Below are 18,891 nucleotides of genomic sequence, written 5' to 3' on the forward strand. Positions count from 1 at the left end.
ACCTTAATTTTAAAGTTAGTTAAAAGCCGAAAGTTTGGGAACCCTTGTGAGTTTTATTTAATAAATCAACCTCATTTCGTCAATGATAAGAGTCGCGCCCTTTATTCCCTCATAGTGGTTTCCATTGGCGCTTGAGGCAAAGACCACGCGGATATGCGTTACCGGCTCTTCGCCCGAGCCCTGCTCTAAGCCATTGTTAACAGCAGACTTGTTCGAGGATTCAAGTTCGGTATTGAATGTCGAAGAGTTCTCAATTGGAGAACCCGCCAGCGGTTCTCCATACTTGAGTTTGAGAAGAAGCGTGCGCATTCCATTTTCGTCCGGTTCCGAAACACTCACGACATCCGGATTTTCGCGGCCAGAATTGTCAGCCTTTGTAGAGCGGAACCAAGCCGAAGCCACCAACTTGTTCACATCGCCGGCCTTACGGTTTATATTCCTATCGCCTGTACGGTTTTCGAGCAGAATATAAATGTCGCAGCTATCGCCCTTGCCTTCGTAACTGAACTTGACTTCCATAAATTCGGGACGTGCCGCAAACGGTTTGCCAAAGTCCAAAAGTTCATTGCCATCGGGCCATGTCGATGCATTTGCCATCGAGAGCGTACCGACGCCCTTGGGGTTGAAATCTGCCGTGTAAAGGCTACCGCTTGCGACTTTTCCGAGCACGGAACTGGTCTGAATTTGCGCACCAATCAAGGAACCCGAAGTAATTTTTTTCGTCGTCGTCAAAATCGTGTTGGCATTACCCCAAATAGAATCCGGGGTCACGTCATCACCTTTCCAAGAATTAAAATTGGAGCCCGGCAATTGATAGCCCGCCTTGACGGTGTACGTTTCGCTTTCGTCATTTCCATTCATCACTGTCACCTGGACGCCAGTGCTAAAATCGTAAGACTCGCCCACTTTAATATTTGCCGAAGCACCTTCCGAAAGTTCCAAATCAGAAAGTTCAAGCGATGTCAAATCCGTTCGAAAATCGAGATCGTCAACGTGAATAGACTTGCTTTCTTCATTAACAACTGCCGCCAGGCCGGCAATAGAAAGCGCAAGAATTTTCGGGGGTTGAGAAGACTTTGCCGCTGAAGAGCTTGACGCAACAGATGCCGCAGAACTGCTAGATTCATTTTTTGCAGAACTGCTAGATTCGCTAGACTTGCCAGAATTGCTGGATGATGCGGATTTTGCGGAACTGCTTGAGGATGCCACCGACTTTACCGAACTGCTTGAAGATGCCGAGCTACTTGACTTAACCGAATTGCTTGAAGAAGATTTCGGTTTCACTTCAGGGATATTAAAGACCAGCTGCCAAACAGCCTTTTTACCACTTTCCGAAATTACAACAACATAAAGAACATGGCTAGAAGGAATATCAATTTTCTCGCCCATCTTAATGGATTCATCGGATACAGAAATCTTTTGCGCTAAAGAATCGAGCGCAACCGAATCCGTCGGAAATTCTTCAACTTTACCTTTAACCAAATGGAGCGAAGCGAAATGACTCATGTCAATAGCATCAATCGTCACGGAATTCCATGTTTCAAGCGATTCCGGCGGAGCCACCAAATCAAATACCATTCGATGATTATTCGAATAAACTGCAGGCGAAGATTCTTGTTCAGCAAATGTTATTTCGCTCAACACGCAATAATCCGATTTTCCAAAAGTATCGTAATCTGCAGAGCAACCATTCAACGAAACGAGCGTATAAACGGCACAAGAACACATCGCGATGATTTGCCAAAAAACTTTATTTTTAAACGACATAACAAGCTCCTAGAAGAAATAAACTAGCGAAAAATCAAGCGCTAGTAAGTTTATCTTAAAATTCACAATGTTGTAAGAAACTTCACTACGACGTTCACCATTTTCTTCTACGACTATCCAAGACGAACTCAAGCCCAACAAGCCCACCGACGTTTCAAATGCCAAGCGATCCAGCACCATAATGCAAAGGCCCGGATTGATACCAAACTTAAAAGTCCATCCGTGATTACGCGTTTTCGAGACATCTTCACCATCATCCGACTGCGAAATTCCATAAGAATATTCAGCCGTAAGCGAAGTCTCGTTAAAAAAGTAAATCGTTCTGGAATCAAAAACTTTCAAATAATTTTTAAGAAACGGCTGGACAAAAAAGCCATTGCTCACATACTTGCGACGTTCCTTAACATCAGCCAAATCTTCGAGAATCGAATAATCGACATCGACATAAGTGCGACTATAACCAGCACGCATACCCACAGCCATTGCATCACGAACAAAATATCCGCCAAAGGCCTCCGCCGTAAATGTATAACCTTCAGCCTTGTAAATATCGCCAAAGAGAATGTTCAAGGCATCTTCATCTGAATTTCCTTGGAGCAAAAAAAGCGTTGCACCTGTAAGGATATTTCCGCGATGAATCGCCTCATCTTGTTCAACGGCAAAAAGGCTACCAAGGAGCCCGCCTTTTTTCGCGGGCGATTTTGTAGAATCCGTAACAGAAACATCCGGCTGATGGGTTTCAAGATAAGCCGTTGTTTCCGGCATTTTCGCCAGAACATGCACTGCAATGAGCGAAATAACAAAAAAAATAGGCCTAATATTCATAGGCCTAAAGATAAAAAATTGATTTTAAAATCCAAATACTACAAAAAGCGTAATTTTTTAGAGTGAAAGACCATCACTTTCTAAAGAAATTCACGTTGAACCAGCCTTTTTTGCCATCTTCGCTGAGTGTAATGCCACAAGCGACAGTTTTATAGTTGCCCTTCATGTTGAGGTAATGGCCAATGTAGGAGTAATCCTCGTCTTTATTAGGGTCACGTTCGCCGCTTGTCACAAGCGCCTTTTCGTCTTCCCACATCATCTTAAGATAAGCATCGGACACTTCAATAGCCGTTTTTCTCCAAGAGGTATTGAAATTCGGGCCGCTGTTCTGAGCCCCTTCGCCGCAAGCGCCAAAGTGACCGTGCGCCTTATTTTCCGCAAGGTCGTCACCCGCTTGCTTATCGGTGCAGGTCTGCTTTTCTTCAGGAGCTAAGGTAAGTGGTTCCAAATTTTCTGTGGCACGGTATTCGTTGATTTTGTCGAGGCAAGCTTGACGCCAATTTTCACTAAAGAACGATGTGCCCGCAGACGAAGACGATGTTGCAGATGATTTCGGTGTTTCAGAAGAAGAACTTGCAGGTTTCTTTTCAGATGAGGAACTTTCAGACTTCTTTTCTGAAGATGAACTCGAAGCTTTTGCAGAGGAAGAGCTCGATGGTTTTGCAACGGAAGAACTCGATGTTTTTGCCGAAGAAGACTGCGCAACAGACGAAGAACTTTCGGATTTCTTTGATGAAGAACTAGCCTTGCTCTTTGCGCTAGACGAGGATTTTATGACTTCGGAAGGAGAAGGCTGTTTTTCTACTTCATGGGATTCATACTTCACAACCGAAACATTATCGGAGCATGCCGTAAATGCAAAAGCAAGCGATGCACAGATTGCGAATCCTGCCGTTTTCATAAACAAATTAACTTTCATAATATGCCCTAATATTTTAGACCCTTCGACTACCCCTATCGCCTGCGGCTCCAGGGTCCGCTCAGGATGACTCGTTTATTTAATTATAGCTTTTTCGGGCAGGATATGCCCTAGCCCCCTACAATCACGACCCATAATTTACTATCTTTGGCGCCATGCTTAATGTTTCTAATGTCAGTCTTCAATATGGTAGCCGCGTTCTCTTCAAGGAAGTAAACCTTTCCTTCAAGCGCGGCAATTGCTACGGTGTTATCGGCGCAAACGGTGCCGGCAAGTCCACATTCCTCAAGATTCTTTCGGGCGAACTCGAACCGAACACGGGTGAAGTCACGAAGGACCCGGGCGAACGTATCGCCGTCCTCAAGCAGGACCACTTCGCCTACGAAAACAACACTGTTCTCGAAACCGTGATGATGGGTTTCCCGGAACTTTACGAACTTAGCAAGAAGCGCGACGAACTGTACGCACTCCCTGAAATGACCGAAGAACAGGGCATGCAGGCCATGGAAATCGAAACGCGCTTTGGCGAAATCGGCGGTTACGAAGCCGATTCCAACGCAGCTGTGCTCCTCAAGGGCCTCGGTATTCCCGAAGAATTCCACTACAACTTGATGTCCGAACTCGATGGCGGTCAGAAGATCCGCGTGCTCTTGGCACAAGCCTTGTTTGGCAACCCGGACATTTTGCTCTTGGACGAACCGACGAACCACCTTGATTTGGAAACCGTCGGCTGGCTCGAAGACTACCTCGAACGTTTTGAAAACATCGTGATCGTGGTGAGCCATGACCGTCACTTCTTGAACGCTGTCTGCACGCACACTTGCGATATCGACTACGGCAAGATCAACATTTATGGCGGTAACTACGAATTCTGGTACGCAGCAAGCCAGCTCGCCCAGAAGCAGCGCAAGGACCAGAACCGCCGCGCCGAAGAAAAGATTGAAGAACTCAAGGCGTTCATCCGCCGCTTCGCATCGAATGCCGCTAAGGCCAAGCAGGCCACCAGCCGCAAGAAGCTTTTGGACAAGATGACCGTCGAAGAAATGCCGGCCTCCAGCCGTAAGTTCCCGTGGGTGAACTTCAAGATGGACCGCGAACCGGGTAAGATCGTGCTCGAAGTCAAGAACGCCACCGTTGATGGCGGCGACGGCATCATATGCAAGGGATTCGACTTCTCGCTCGGCAACCAGGACAAGGTCGCGCTCGTCGGTGAATACGACACTCTCAAGACGGCATTTTTCCAGCTCATTGCCGAAGAAATCAAAGCTCCGGATGGCGTGCTCAAGTGGGGCAACACCATCAGCTACAACTACTTCCCGAAGAACAACGACGCTTACTTCAAGACGGACCTTTCCCTCGTGGATTGGCTGCGCCAATACAGCAAGGAACAGGACGAGACCTTCATCCGCGGATTCCTCGGCCGTATGCTCTTTACCGGTGAAGAAGCCCTCAAGAGCGCCAACGTGCTTAGTGGTGGTGAAAAGGTGCGCTGCATGCTTTCGAAGATGATGCTTTCGAACGCAAACTGCTTGCTCCTCGACGAACCGACCGCTCACCTCGACTTGGAAGCCATCACCGCTTTGAACAACGGTCTCAAGGCATTCCAGGGTCCGGTCATCTTCTGCTCTCAGGACCATGAATTTGTCCAAACTGTCGCGAACCGCGTTTTGGAACTCACGCCGAACGGTGTTGTTGACCGCAGTATTACCTTCGACGAATGGCTTGAAACCAAGAAGACGAAGAAGAAGTAACTAGCGCCGCTTCGCGGCAGTTAGACCAATGCATCCGATTCGGCATTTCATCACGATTACCAAGCACAAAAACGAAGTCATGAGACTTTGTTTTAAGGCAGGTATCGGGTTGCAGGGGTTGCTACACGATTTATCGAAGTACAGCCCCACCGAATTTATTCCGGGTGCAAAATATTACACGGGCAAGGAATCGCCAAACAACGGCGAACGTCGCGATACGGGCATGAGCCTCGCATGGATGCACCACAAGGGGCGCAACAAGCACCACTTTGAATTTTGGTACGATTATGATATGAAGACCAAGAAAATCGTGCCGATGGATATGCCCGACCGCTATATCAAGGAAATGTTCTGCGACCGCGTGGCCGCCTCCAAGACGTACAACAAGGAGACATACACGCAAGAAGCACCGCTCCTTTATTTGACGAAAAGCACCGCGCACGAGAAGATGACGGAAACAACTTACAAGAAGTTACTGTTCCTGCTCAAGAAACTCGCAAAGGATGGCGAAAAAGAAACGCTTAGGTTTATGCGGCATTGCAAGGAACTGCCAACGGAATAACTATATTTAATTATATCGCGGATGTCCGCGACATTACCCCCGCCCTGCGGGATACCAGAACGGAAAGGCAAATTATGGAACTTGGAAGAATCAACCGCGCACGCGTCGAATCTATCACGCCACAGGGTTATTATCTGGAACTCGAAACTGGCGGAAGCGTGCTCCTCCCCGGCAACCGCAACAAATTCACGCTCGTCGAAGGCGAAATCATTGACGTGTTCGTCTATACGGACTCCGAAGACCGCCCGATTGCAACGCTCGACAAGCCGCTCGCGCAAGTGGGCGAATTCGCCGTGCTCACGGTCAAGGAAGTCAACCGCGTCGGCGCATTTTTGGATTGGGGTCTCAACAAGGACTTGTTCCTCCCCTTCAAGCAGCAACTTGGCGAATTGCAGAAAGGCGACCGTTGCGTAGTCTTTGTTCTCGAAGACGAAAAGAGCGGACGCATTATCGCTACTGAAAAAATCAAGAGCTTTATCGACCCGGACACGAACGACTTGCACATCGGCCAGCGCGTAGAACTCGCCGCATACGAAGTCACGCCCGATTACGTCGATTGCCTTGTGGATTACCGCTACACGGGCCGCATCATGACAACACCGGGCATGGAACGTATCTACATCGGCGATACAATGCCGGGTTACATCCAACGTTTCACGAGCGACGGAAAGATTACGCTCAACTTAACACCGGTCGGTTACAAGGGCATGATGAAGAGCGAAAGCCCCAATGCCATTCTGCAAAAGCTCGAAGCTGCGGGCGGATTCCTCCCCTATGGTGACCACACCGATCCGGAAACTATCCGTCGTGAATTCGGCATGTCCAAAAAGACGTTCAAGAAAATTATCGGGACGCTTTTCCGCGAAGAAAAAATCGTGATCGAAGAAGACGGAATTCGCGCGGTTTAATCCCCTAAAAAGGAGATTCCCGCTCAGAGGCGGGAATGACAACTGAAAAGCAGCGATTTGCGGCTTTCTTCATTTTCAAGATTCGCGCGGCTCAACGGCCGCGCATCTTAATTTTTAGAAATTCACTTCGTCGGCGTTGAGAACCTTGAGCTCGATGCGGCGATTAGCACGACGCCCAGCTTCGGTAGCATTGCTTTCCCTCGGACGGCTCGGGCCATAACCCACAGCAGTCACGCGTTCTGCTTCGATTCCATTTTCAATCATGTAATCGCGGACGCTATTGGCGCGGTCTTCAGAAAGTTTCTGGTTCAGTTCATCACCGCCTTCGCTACTCGTATGGCCTTCCACTTCGATTTTAGCCTTCGGATTGCGCTTGAGGCCAGCAATGGCAGCATTGAGCGTTTTCAAAGAACCCGGAACGAGTTCTGCGCTACCGGCCTTGAACGTAACACCCGTGAGTTCAGAACGAGTATCATCAAAGACGACTGTAATTCCACCCGTGCTTGCCGTGCGCGACACATACGGAGTTTCGCCACATTCGAACGGACCCGTCAAACTTTCGCAGAGAATCGTGTAAGTATCTTCACGCGGAATATGGAAACTGGCTTCGCCATACACGTCCGTCGTAATCACCACCTTTTTACCCTTGTTCTGCCCCACAAACGTGAGTTTTTTCTTTGCATGCGGAACGTCCTCGTTGTTCGTGTAAGTCACATTCAAAACAGCGTGAGTCTTGTTCGGGGCGAGCTTTCCGGCAGATGCAAACGAAACTGCCACCATCGCCGAAAGCAGGGTGCGTGAAATCATTCTCATTCTTGTACTCCAATTGATTTTTCGAGCCAAAAATAAAAATTGATAGACGGAGTTTCAAATTATCTTTAAATATTTTTTGAAATTTCTAGATTTGCGCCCGTACGATATACAAGGAGATTCCATGAACTTCAAAAAATTCACAAGCGCACTTTTGGTTGCAGGTCTCGTCTCTGCAGCCGCTGCAGCCGATGGCGAATTCGGCCTCAAGGGCAACGTCCAAACGCAAGCTACCAAGATGATCGCAGACCGCGACAACAACTTGAGCTCCCTCTGGATCCGCGCCAACATTGGCGGGCAGTACAAGAGCGAAAACTTCGACGCTCTCGTGATGCTTCGTATTTTTGCCCCGCAGTTCGGCAACAAGATTAAAGATGGTGACGGCAAGACCACGAGCTACGACAAGATTCTCGCCGACCTCTACTGGGCAAACTACAAGTGGAATTTTGAAACCTATAAGTTGAACCTCAAGATTGGTCACTGGAAAACGGACTGGTCCCAGTCTACCCACTTCGGTACCTATATCGATAAGGACCTCACGGCACGCGGTCTCTGGATGCGCGATTACAGCCACAACGCTATTGAACTCGGCTGGCAGACAGGTTACTCCAACTTCACCGCCATGCTCGCCACACGTGACAACAAGGCTAACACGGGTTACTTCCGCTTAGAAGAAGGCCTCAAGTTCGACTTCCCGCTCGAAGCTAAGCTCGCCTACCGCGTGAACGCTGTTGACGTCGTGCAAAATTCGGCATACATCACCCACCGTATAGCAACATACTTGAGCTACAAGCCGATTGAATTTTTACGTTTCTATGGTGAATATGGCTATATCCATACGCAAAAAGACAGCCACATCAATGGTAAAGAAGAAAACTATGTCGCTCAGGAATACAAATACATGAAGCCGGGTGACTCTTACCATCCGTTCTATCTCGGTGCTGAATACACCCCGAAAAAGGATTGCTTCATGAACACTCTCATGAGCAGCCTCTACGTCGAATGGGAACACATCAACGACCGTGCAGCTCTCACTGGTGGAAAGAACATCGATAACTGGGCATGGACCGTAGCTTGGGCCAAGAAAATCGCAAATTCCAAGCTCCAGTTCAGTGTTTATAGCGGCAACGAAATCAGCGATGTCGGTTTTGCATTCCGCTTGACCAGCACAATCAAGTAATAAACGCCAAAACGCGCGGGCATATTAACGAAACTGCGCGAAATTCGCGAAAAGCATTTGAAAAGCCAGGGTAACAAGCCCTGGCTTTCATTTTACCCATAACGAGAAATAATGGATGGGGCAAGCCCCAACGCAAGAGCTAAACAAGAAATTATGGATCCTTCGCTGACGCTCAGGATGACGAAATGCGGAAAATAAAAACGACCAGCCTTTCGGTTGGTCGTTTTTATACCCCCAAGCGGACTCGAACCGCTGTTGCGGGAATGAGAATCCCGAGTCCTGGGCCACTAGACGATGGGGGCAAGTGCGGCACATTATAGCAATTTAAGCCATATCCGTCAACCAATAATTGAATTTATTTGCTGACGGATTTTGTGCGCGCTCGAGAGCATTGCTCTCGCGAAAGCCCTTAGTCTCTGTAGAAGAGGTCAAGGTTGCTCTTAACCGGCGTAGAAGCTTCGAGATTCGTAACATAGTCGTTGAATGCAGTCATCACGCCAAAGCGGTATGCATTGTCTACATCCTGCTTGATAGCGTCTTCAACGTCTTCAATCTTCGGAGCCTTCTTGGAAACTACCTTGAGCATCACGGCGCCATTTTCAGCGACAACCGGAGCAGTCCATTCACCGACCTTAGCCTTGCCCACAACGCGTGCGACCTGAGCATTGCCGTAACCAAAGCCCGGAACGAAACCTTCAACAGATGCATTCTTGGATTCGATTTCGACCTTTTCGATCTTGGCTGCTGCGGTATCAGCCGGATTGTAAGCCTTCACCTGTGCGGCAACAGAATTCAAGTAGTTTTCAGCAGCCTTAGCAGCCTTCTGCTTGAGGAGAGTTTCCTTGATATTATCGTAGTAGAGCGGGAGGCTACGTTCGCCAGCCTTGAAGGAACCAACCTTCTTAGCAATGACAACCCACTTGTTGTTTCTGAGCACGCCAGAAATTTCGCTGTCTTCCTTCGGGAGGTTTTCGTTCGGCCATGCGAAAGAAGCGAGACCCTTGAGGTAACCAAAGGCAGCCATGTTGCCATCACGAGAAACCCATTCAGAAGTCTTGACTTCGAGACCGCGAGCCTGAGCTTCGGTGAGCAAGTCAGAACCAGCATCGACATCCTTCTTGATGTTCGTGAGGATCTTTTCGAGGCTATCAATAGTATTAGAAGAAGCAGTCACCGTAAGGAGAATGTGGCCAACCTTGACCTTTTCGACTTCACCCTTGGCATTCTTCACATTACCGTAAGACTTAATGATGTGGTAACCGAACTGAGAACGAACCGGTTCAGAAATCTTGCCTGAATCAAGAGCGAAAGCAGCGTCTTCGAACGGCTTGACATAAGCGCCACGGCCAACGAAATCATCGCTCAAGATGCCACCCTTTTCTGCACTACCCGGATCTTCAGAAGAAACGCGGGCCATGTCTTCGAACGTCGTTGTCGAAGAAGAATCGGTGAGCTGGTAGTAAAGAGTCATTGCATATTCACGGATGCTAGCATCGTCGCCTGCAGTAGCTTCGACCGGAATGGAAACATACTGGAACTGAGCAATGTCCTTCTGCACAAAGAAACTATCAGCATGAGCCTTGAAGTAGCCAGCAACCATCACGCTATCCACGGAGTTGCTATCCACAACAAACGATGCACTCGGGGCGACCGCCACCTGCAGTTCGTAATCCGTCAAGCGACGTTCAACACTCCACTTGGCTTCGAGAGCAGTCGGATGAACAGAAGCACCAATCAAAGTCTGGAGCTGACGAGCCGGAATGGTGTTGTTCTTCATTTCGTCTTCGAGCATGAGCATGGCGCTCCAGCGGTATGCAGCCGGAGTTTCAATCCAAGCGTCATAATCAGCCTTGTTGAAAGTCGTGTCCGTGAGGAACTTCGGCAAAGAAGCGATGTAGGCCTGAGAACGCTGCATCAAGTCTTCCTGAGAGGTAGCCTGCTGCTGGATAGCATAGAGGCGAGCCTGAGCTTCCTGAACCAAACGACCGCGAACAGCGTCGGAATTGCGCTTGAACTCGTTCTTGAGTTCTGCAACCGAGGCGTTAAGTTCGGCCTTTTCGAACTGTTCAGCAAAAAGAGCCTGACGGACGAAGCTAGAGAACACCTGAGCGCGGAGCTGGGAGTACTGTTCGTCGTCCAAGTGCTGATTCTGGTACTGATTCTGCACGATCATCTTCACGCGAGAATCAAAGTCCGTGTAAGAAATCTTGGTATCATTGACAACGCCGATAGGATAGCTACGTCCCTGATCCGGAACACGGTCCATGGCGAGAAGACCGATGGCGATACCGGCAGCAAAGATCACAATTACCCACTTGGCTTTTTCATTAATCCACGTTAACATAGAGACAACTCCATTAAAATTTTGTCGCACGAAAAATAGCAAAAAAAAATGTTTGCATTTTATTTTATCGAAATTGCAAGCCAAATATAATGCCGAAAAGCCCTATTTTTTCTATTTATTGGACATAAAAAATACATCAATTCCTTTGGAGTATCTCATGTACGATATTTTGGTTCTGGGTGCCGGCATTTCTGGATTGAGCGCAGCTCTCCACGCGGCAGAAAAAGGTTTCCACGTAGTTATCCTAACCAAAGGAGCAAAACCGGACGGCTCATCAAACTATGCACAGGGCGGTATCTGCTCTGTCACCGAAAAAACAGACAAATTTGAATTCCATGTGGCAGACACCCTCGAAGCAGGTGCAGGTCTTTGCAAAAAGGACTCCGTGAAAATTCTCGTGAAGAACGGTCCCACGACTATCAAGCAACTCGTGAAGTGGGGCGTCCAGTTCACACCGTCCCCCGAGGACAAAACGCAGTTTGACCTCCACCTCGAAGGCGGACACAGCCACCACCGCATTTTGCACGCCGCAGACCTCACCGGTAAAGAAATCATGCGCGCGCTCCTTTGCGAACTTCACAAGCAAAAGAACATCGACTACCTTGAAAACTGCTACATCAAGGACTTGATTTGCGAAGGCGAAGGCAAGGCAAAGCGTTGCATCGGGGCAAAGATTATCCACCAGAAGTCCGGCGAAGTCGAAAGCATTTTTGCAAAGGCCACCATCCTTTCTACAGGTGGTGCAGGTCGCATTTGGCAGTACACCGTTTGCCCGCCCGACAGCTGTGGCGATGGCATGGCGATTGCAGCACGCGCAGGTGCAGCCCTTCAAGACATTGAATTCATGCAGTTCCATCCCACGAGTTTGTACGCACCGAAGTTCAAGAAGCCGTTCCTCATTTCCGAAGCGGTTCGCGGTTTCGGCGGCATCCTCAAGAACGACAAGGGCGAAGAATTCATGAACCAAGTGCACCCGCTGCACTCCCTCGCCCCCCGCGACATCGTTGCACGTGCCATCCACAGCGAAATGCAGCGTCTCGGCAAGGACCACATGTACATCGACCTTTCCGGCCGTACCCCGAAGGATATCAAGAGCCACTTCCCGCACATTTATTCTAAATGCATGGACGCAGGCATCGATATCACCAAGGAATGGATCCCGGTCGTTCCGGCAGCCCACTACATGTGCGGCGGCGTTCTCGTCGATACTTGGTCCCGCACCGAAATCAAGGGTCTCTACGCCTGCGGCGAAGTCGCTGCAACGGGCGTTCATGGAGCAAACCGTCTCGCATCGAACTCGCTCTTGGAAAGTGTCGTATTTGCCATCCGCGCGGTCGATGACATCGAAAAGAGCGGCATCGCCAAGGAAAAGTTGAACGTATCTAAGTCCAAGAAGGAATCGGTCAGCTTTGCAAAGGCCGCCTACTGGAAGAAGCGCAAGAAGATGCTCCAGGACATGATGTGGACCCACTGCGGCATCGTGCGCACGGTGGCAGGCCTCAACCAAGGTCTCAAGGTCATCGAAGAACTCCAGAAGGATGTCGATACCGCCATCAAGAACAAAGAAACAGAAAACTTGCACTTCCTTGAATTCCTCAACGCATTGCAGGTTTCCAAGATGATTCTCATTGCAGCCCTCCGTCGCAAAGAATCTCGCGGGCTTCACTACATCCTCGATTACCCCAATCAGGACCCGAAGACAAAGCACCAGAGCATTTACTTGAGCGACAAGAAATAAATCTTTTTCTATATAGGGACGCATGGAAGAAGTCAAGGCAACACAATCGAGGAAAAAAGTAAAGGATCAACTACCGTCCAAAATTGGCGGATACAAACCCATACAAGCTCTAAACAGCGGAGCCATGGGCAGTCTGTGGCTTTGCAGAGACCCTTCGCTTGACCGACTTGTCGTTGCCAAAAGACTCCATTCGAACTTGAACCAGCAAGATGTGTATATCAAGCGGTTCCTGCAAGAAGGGAGCATCCTCGCCCACTTGAACCATCCTAGCATCATCCAACCGTACGCTCTCTGGAAAGATAGCGACGGCAATTATACGATGTCCATGGAATACGTACAAGGTTCAAGCCTCAAGGACTTGCTCTTAAGGAACAAGCGACCGCCCATTTGGGTTGTCGAGACAATCTTGTACGAACTTTTAAGTGCATTAAGCCACGCCCACCGCAACGGAGTCACTCATCGCGATCTAAAGCCCGCAAACATGATGATTGACAAAGACGGCCGCGTACGCCTTCTGGACTTTGGAATCGCCCATACCGAAACGCCTCTCGAAATCGGCAAGGAACTTACGCAGACCGGCTGCATCATCGGCACCGCCGCCTACATGAGCCCCGAGCAAATCATGGGTGAAAAGGTCAATTACGCAAGTGACCTCTATAGCGTAGGCATCATCGCAAGCGAAATGCTCATCGGCGAAAATCTTTTCCGCGGCAAGGACTTCGAAGAAACGCGCGAAAACATCCTCAAGATGAAATTCAAGCTCGAAGTTTTCCCGGACGATGTACCCAAGCCACTCCGCAAGTTCGTGTTGAAGTTGCTCAACAAGCGAGCAAGCAAACGCCCTTCCTCGGCATGCGATGCAGCAAACGAGCTTGCCGACATCATGAAGGAATACCCACGCGACATGACGCCATACATTGCCGAGTGGGCAGACACGGTAAACGAAGACCAACCCGTCGATACCGTTATGTCTCCGAAGCCGCAAAAAACTACATTTAAGTATGGAATAGGATTTATACTTGGAGTGAGTGTTGCGACGGCAGCTTTTATTGCCATCCAGCTTGCGACTTAGAGGATTAGTCCAATGAATTGGATAGACATTACTTGCAGCGCTTGTCTGCTTGTTTTCGGTGCCCTCGGGTTATGGCGTGGTCTACTCGGCAGCGTGTTCAGATTTTGCGCATGGGTCTCTGCGATTTTTGGAGCATACTTTGCACAAAGTCTTTTCGGTGATTTTTTCGCAAGGAACTTCGCCTTTGGCGACTTTGCATCTCACCTTATTTGCACTTGCATCGGCTTTTTGGTTCCGTTCCTGCTGTTTACGTTTATCGGGCATTTAGTCGGAGATTCTATCAAGAACACGATTGTCGGCAAAACAAACCGCATTCTTGGCCTCTTGTTCGGACTCATCAAGGCCGTCATTGCCTGCTTTATCTTGCTCACAATTTTGCATTTGCTCCCCGTCGAAGGTAATCTCAAGAAATTGAGAAACGATGCAATTTCGTACAGCGTCTACAAGTCTTCGCTCGAAACAATGGGATTTTCTTCTGACGAAGTAAACCTCCGCAAGATGGCAAAAGAAAAAGCAAGCGAACTTACCAAGACGATTACAGACAAAGCAAAAGGCTCGACAGAAGAGACCGCAGATTCGCTCAAAAGCGCCGCTAAAAATGCTGCGGATAGCGTAGCAACCAAAGTCTCAGAAACAGCCGAAAAAGCCAAGGATGCCGCTATTGCCGCTAAGGACGCAGCAATAAAGACCTTCGAAGAAGGCAAGTCAAGCAATTCCGCTTCGTCTTCAAGCTCTGCTAAAAAGTAGCCGAAAAAGGGAGATGCCCGCACGGTGGCGGGCATGACAATTGTTATTTCGAAACGAGCGGCGCAATTTTAAGTAACGCAGCCGCATTCATTATTGTTTTACACATCGCCACCGCTAAACCCTAACGATTCTTCAAGCCAGGTATCGGTGCGCTGTACAGCCACACGACTTTGATACGATTTACGGCCAGCACGATATTGCGCCCACTTTACCGCTAAAGAAGCCAATGGCCCCGCATGTCGAAATAGCGTCATCAATGGCGAAGGCAAATTTCGACGAAGCACTTCATCTTCAAAACTGGCATAATGGCTTGCGCTGCCCGGATCGCCCTGACGCGCCGAACGCCCAAAGAGCTGACGGTCAATTCGTGACGACATGTTGCATTCCGTCGCAATCACATGGAGCCCGCCAACTTTTTTTACACCAGCCGGAATCTTGATATCCGTACCACGCCCGGCCATGTTTGTAGCCACGGTAATTGCGCCTGCCTTCCCAGCTTCGGCAATGATATTCGCTTCGTCATCACTGCGCACGGCATTAATAATTTTGCAAAAAAGACCCGATTCCGACAGCATCCGTCCGAAAGTTTCACTTTCGTCAATATCCTTTGTACCAATCAAAATTGGGCGGCCCAACTTATGGATACGAACAACTTCATCCATAATAGCCTTGCGTTTGCTTTCCTTAGTGGAATAAGTCTTTAGACGATAAATTTTACGTTTATTCTTGCGATGGTTCGGGATACATAACACCGGCGTTCCATAGACCATCCAGAATTCATTGGAAGCTTCTTTCCCGGTTCCGGTCATTCCCGAGAAATGCTTATACAGTCTAAAGAAACGCTGGAAGCTCATTCTTGCTTCGGTTTCCTTAAGGCCCGTCAATTCAAGACCTTCTTTCAACTCTATCATTTGGTGCAAGCCGCCATTCCAAGAACGCATCGGCATTTTACGGCCGGTAGACTCGTCCACAATAACAACCTTGCCTTCTTCAATCAAATATTGACGTCCGAGGAAAAAGAGTTCCCTAGCAATCAAAGCCTGTCGCACCAAATCCTTCAAGAACGAAGCTCTGCAAAAGCCTCCATTTCCACCATTTTTTTCGGCAAGTTCATCTTGGATTTCTTCAAGGCGCTCATCCATATCGACCAAGAAGCGGATCGTTCGCAACTTAATATCGACTTTATAATCAACATCGCGGACCAAATTGTTAGAAAGTCCAAAAGCGATTTCGCAAGTTCTATTAAAGCCCTTGTTTTCTTTTTCACGAGAAATAATCAAAGGAGTAACGGCTTCATCAATAAGCACATTATCTGCTTCGTCCACAATAGCCGTAAAAAGTCCACGCTGTACAAGTTTATCCGAAAACGCATTTTGCTGTAAAGTAAAGCTATCCAAAATTCTCTTCGAAAAATTTTGGCTTTTGCCCATAGCAATACGGTCACGCAAAAAATCCGCAAGCACTTCTTTCGCCGTAGAATAAGTCACATCGGCAGCATAGCCTGCGCGTCGATCAGGCGGTTTCATGGCCCCGGTAACCGCACCAACAGAAACGCCACAGAAATTATAAAGGCCTCCCATAATCTGCGCGTCACGAGATGCGAGGTAATCGTTTGCCGTAATCACATGGCAAGGGCGACCGCTCCACCCGCGAATAACACCGCACATTGCCGCCGTTACCGTTTTACCTTCTCCTGTAGACATCTCAGCGATATAGCCTTTGTACAAAGCAAGGGCACCTGCAATTTGTTCTACATAAGGGCGATACCCCAGAACTCGCAAAACAGATTCTTGCACAAGAGCAAAAGCCTCGGCCAACACATCATCATTTACAGGACGCTTAAACTTTTCACGAATATCAAAAAGCTTTTTTTTCAATTCAGAAGATTCAAGAGAAGCAAATGCCTTCCCCATGGCATCGATTTTTCGTGCAGTCCTAAGCAGCTTGCGGCGGACACTAGAACGTTCCTTGAACTTTCCTACCAAACGATAAACAACCGCATCTAACCCCGAAGGGATTTTCTTGATGCGCTTGAGCGAAGTCAACCTGTAATTATCCGTCAAGTTCATGATAGCAGCTCTAGAAGACTACAGCCTATAATACTTCTGCAAAGCTTGGCGGGCCTTGCGAATTCCCTGCAACGCAATCGGCTTCTTTCCCAAATCAAAGCGGATTTTTCCAGAACGGCCATGTTTCATAAGAGCGCGCTTGTCATCGGCCAATAGCGTTGTTCTCACTAAATAAACAGGTTCAGCCGTTTGCTCCGAATAACCATTCGTTTTCGTTTCAATATCACCACCGCCATGCCAGCCTAACGCATTCGAAGGAAGCTTATCTTGGGCCGTGGGAATCACTTGAATTTTATCCGTCAAAATTTCCGTAAACGCTTCGCCGTTCAAGCGAACACTCGTCTTATGCGGAGTCCCCGAAAACAAGCGTGAAACATCTTCTTGACTTACGACCGCTACAAAATCATACGAAGTCGTATCAAGCAAAATTCCAATCGAATCACCCTTCTTGACATGACGCCCCACATAATTCTGAATATCACCCGTGCTAAGGACGCCATCCATTCCAGCCACTAACGTCAACCTGTTCTGCCTTTCTATAAGATCATCCAAACCCTGATTCAAAACATTCAACCGAATTTTTATAGGATGCATATTTTCTGGAGAACGTTCCAAGGCTTGATAGTACATTTGGTTCGTTTCCCTAATTTCACCCTGTTTTTCTTCGATTTTATAAGTCAACTCTGGATTTTCGAGAACCATGAGCGTATCACCCACATGCACAAAATCGTTAGAAATATGGTTCACGCCAACAACGACACCGCTCTCGCCCACAATGCTGTTTTCGAAACGGCTCGCCTCGATAACCCCCGGTGCCGTAAACGTATCGGGCACAGGCAAATAAAACAACACGCCCACAAGAGACGAAAATACAAGGAGCGTCAATATAATCGCTCGACTACGGACCTGCGCAAGAGCGGGCCCCGCAAATATATACTTGATAAACTTACCGAACGGGATAACAAGCATGGTCAAGCATAGCAAAGTTCCCATTATGAACGACAAAATCAAGTAATGCTCCGAAATCGCAATGACAAGCCCTGCGAACAAGAAGAACCTGTAAATAGCACTCGCCACACCGTAGAACGTGTAAATAAAGCGTTCGCTCCATGTATCCGCAATGTTTTCGGCATCGTACTTGCGGAACACATAACGTTCAAGCAGATACTTCAAATGACTAACAGAACGTTGCTGCAAATTGGGCATATCCAACAAGTCCGTGAGAATGTAGTATCCATCAAAACGCATCAACGGGTTCACGTTAAACAACACCGTCGATATGGAACAAATGATAAACACATTGTATGCCAGAGCCTTTAAAATTCCACCGCCAAGATTCGCCCATAATATGAGCGCCACCGCAGCGATAAAGAATTCAAAGAGCATGCCGCCAGCACCCACAAAAACGCGTTGCCATTTTTTGCGGAAAGACCAGCTCGCAGTAGCATCCATGTACGGGAGCGGAGCCAAGAGCATGAACATGACGCCCACCGTGTGAACTTCGCCACCATACTTTTTCACCACGGCGCTATGTCCGAATTCATGGAGCAGCTTAACAACCACCGTACAGACATACACCCAACCGATATTCGACGGCGATAAAAATCCGTGTGTCTGATCCTTGAGCGTATCGAAATTTTCAATGCCATATTTTGTCGCAACGATAATCGCAGCAAGCCACACAAGCGCAAACGGCACACTCAACAAAATGTTGATGAGCCACTTGAGCTTACGCAATAGAAATTCAGGATCAAAAACAGGGACCTTCAAAAAGAAGATATTCAAAAGAGTCGCTTTCACCTTCTTGCGAACATTCTTCTTGTTACGGTCAAACAACATCGTACCATCATCCACGCCCTCGTACAAGAGCATGTTCGACTGATACAACTGCGAAAGCATTTCGATGACCTCGCCCTGGCTAGGAACGCTCTCGGCACCGCTATTCAAAAGTTCGTTCCAGACCTCGCCCACCGTTTTATGCGAACTCAGCTTAGAAATAAATTCGTACGCCCCTTGAGGCAAACGGTAATACTGATTTGTAAACGGTTCATAAAGAACGTACCACAGAACGCCACGATAAACTTGGCGATGAACGTGGACACTCGAACGCAAAGTAATTTTACTCTCTGCAAGCCGGTACCACGATTCATGAAAAATCTTTCGCTGTTGGTCTAGAATCATCTAAAAACCTTGCAAAGC

Annotated in this window: 14 protein-coding genes and 1 tRNA gene; 7 read left to right on the plus strand and 8 right to left on the minus strand. The window is 48.2% G+C overall.

What is annotated here, in order from left to right:
- Positions 1-57: 57 nt before the first annotated feature.
- The 3 genes from BUQ91_RS06015 to BUQ91_RS06025 all read right to left on the minus strand — a co-directional run bounded on the left by BUQ91_RS06015 (position 58) and on the right by BUQ91_RS06025 (position 3,511).
- Complete coding sequence (locus tag BUQ91_RS06015) at positions 58-1,767, minus strand: PCMD domain-containing protein (RefSeq protein WP_074208513.1); 1,710 nt, start codon at positions 1,765-1,767, stop codon at positions 58-60.
- 9 nt (positions 1,768-1,776) lie between these two features.
- On the minus strand, positions 1,777-2,592 hold the full coding sequence (locus tag BUQ91_RS06020) for a hypothetical protein (protein ID WP_074208514.1): 816 nt from the start codon (positions 2,590-2,592) through the stop codon (positions 1,777-1,779).
- A 73-nt stretch (positions 2,593-2,665) separates the two neighbouring features.
- Positions 2,666-3,511, minus strand: coding sequence for a CAP domain-containing protein (locus tag BUQ91_RS06025; RefSeq protein WP_074208515.1), 846 nt, complete (start codon positions 3,509-3,511; stop codon positions 2,666-2,668).
- Between the two features lie 155 nt (positions 3,512-3,666).
- Here BUQ91_RS06025 and BUQ91_RS06030 point away from each other — a divergent pair, with 155 nt between their 5' ends.
- From BUQ91_RS06030 to BUQ91_RS06040, 3 genes are all read left to right on the plus strand, one after another.
- Positions 3,667-5,262 (plus strand): ABC-F family ATP-binding cassette domain-containing protein, encoded by a 1,596-nt coding sequence (locus BUQ91_RS06030; protein ID WP_074208516.1) that lies wholly within the window; start codon positions 3,667-3,669, stop codon positions 5,260-5,262.
- Positions 5,263-5,290: 28 nt separating this feature from the next.
- On the plus strand, positions 5,291-5,824 hold the full coding sequence (locus BUQ91_RS06035) for a DUF5662 family protein (protein ID WP_074208517.1): 534 nt from the start codon (positions 5,291-5,293) through the stop codon (positions 5,822-5,824).
- A 74-nt stretch (positions 5,825-5,898) separates the two neighbouring features.
- Positions 5,899-6,732: a CvfB family protein gene (locus BUQ91_RS06040; protein ID WP_072828325.1), complete on the plus strand. Its 834-nt coding sequence runs from the start codon at positions 5,899-5,901 to the stop codon at positions 6,730-6,732.
- Between the two features lie 114 nt (positions 6,733-6,846).
- On the opposite strand, the gene BUQ91_RS06045 is transcribed toward BUQ91_RS06040, so the two are convergent.
- Positions 6,847-7,545 (minus strand): OmpA family protein, encoded by a 699-nt coding sequence (locus tag BUQ91_RS06045; RefSeq protein ID WP_072828321.1) that lies wholly within the window; start codon positions 7,543-7,545, stop codon positions 6,847-6,849.
- A gap of 121 nt (positions 7,546-7,666) precedes the next feature.
- On the opposite strand from BUQ91_RS06045, the gene BUQ91_RS06050 reads away from it, so the two are divergent.
- On the plus strand, positions 7,667-8,722 hold the full coding sequence (locus BUQ91_RS06050; RefSeq protein WP_074208518.1) for a hypothetical protein: 1,056 nt from the start codon (positions 7,667-7,669) through the stop codon (positions 8,720-8,722).
- Positions 8,723-8,951: 229 nt separating this feature from the next.
- Here BUQ91_RS06050 and BUQ91_RS06055 read toward each other — a convergent pair.
- Both BUQ91_RS06055 and BUQ91_RS06060 read right to left on the minus strand, forming a co-directional pair.
- Positions 8,952-9,024: transfer RNA gene (locus BUQ91_RS06055), tRNA-Glu, on the minus strand.
- A gap of 107 nt (positions 9,025-9,131) precedes the next feature.
- A complete protein-coding gene (locus BUQ91_RS06060; protein ID WP_072828312.1) occupies positions 9,132-11,066 on the minus strand; it encodes a peptidylprolyl isomerase in 1,935 nt (644 codons plus the stop codon).
- A gap of 157 nt (positions 11,067-11,223) precedes the next feature.
- Here BUQ91_RS06060 and nadB point away from each other — a divergent pair, with 157 nt between their 5' ends.
- From nadB to BUQ91_RS06075, 3 genes are read left to right on the plus strand one after another with little or no spacing between them, the layout of a single operon-like run.
- Positions 11,224-12,804 (plus strand): L-aspartate oxidase, encoded by a 1,581-nt coding sequence (gene nadB, locus BUQ91_RS06065; protein WP_074208519.1) that lies wholly within the window; start codon positions 11,224-11,226, stop codon positions 12,802-12,804.
- A 22-nt stretch (positions 12,805-12,826) separates the two neighbouring features.
- Positions 12,827-13,876 (plus strand): serine/threonine protein kinase, encoded by a 1,050-nt coding sequence (locus tag BUQ91_RS06070; protein WP_072828306.1) that lies wholly within the window; start codon positions 12,827-12,829, stop codon positions 13,874-13,876.
- 12 nt (positions 13,877-13,888) lie between these two features.
- Entirely contained in the window at positions 13,889-14,623 is a 735-nt protein-coding gene (locus BUQ91_RS06075; RefSeq protein ID WP_074208520.1) for a CvpA family protein, read from the plus strand.
- A 98-nt stretch (positions 14,624-14,721) separates the two neighbouring features.
- Here the strand turns inward: BUQ91_RS06075 and BUQ91_RS06080 are convergent, their stop codons facing one another.
- Together BUQ91_RS06080 and BUQ91_RS06085 are read right to left on the minus strand one after the other, a co-directional pair.
- On the minus strand, positions 14,722-16,692 hold the full coding sequence (locus BUQ91_RS06080) for a preprotein translocase subunit SecA (protein WP_074208521.1): 1,971 nt from the start codon (positions 16,690-16,692) through the stop codon (positions 14,722-14,724).
- Positions 16,693-16,710: 18 nt separating this feature from the next.
- Positions 16,711-18,873: a zinc metalloprotease gene (locus tag BUQ91_RS06085; protein WP_074208522.1), complete on the minus strand. Its 2,163-nt coding sequence runs from the start codon at positions 18,871-18,873 to the stop codon at positions 16,711-16,713.
- Between the last annotated feature and the right edge of the window lie 18 nt (positions 18,874-18,891).

Source organism: Fibrobacter sp. UWB11, from assembly GCF_900143015.1.
Taxonomy (GTDB): domain Bacteria; phylum Fibrobacterota; class Fibrobacteria; order Fibrobacterales; family Fibrobacteraceae; genus Fibrobacter.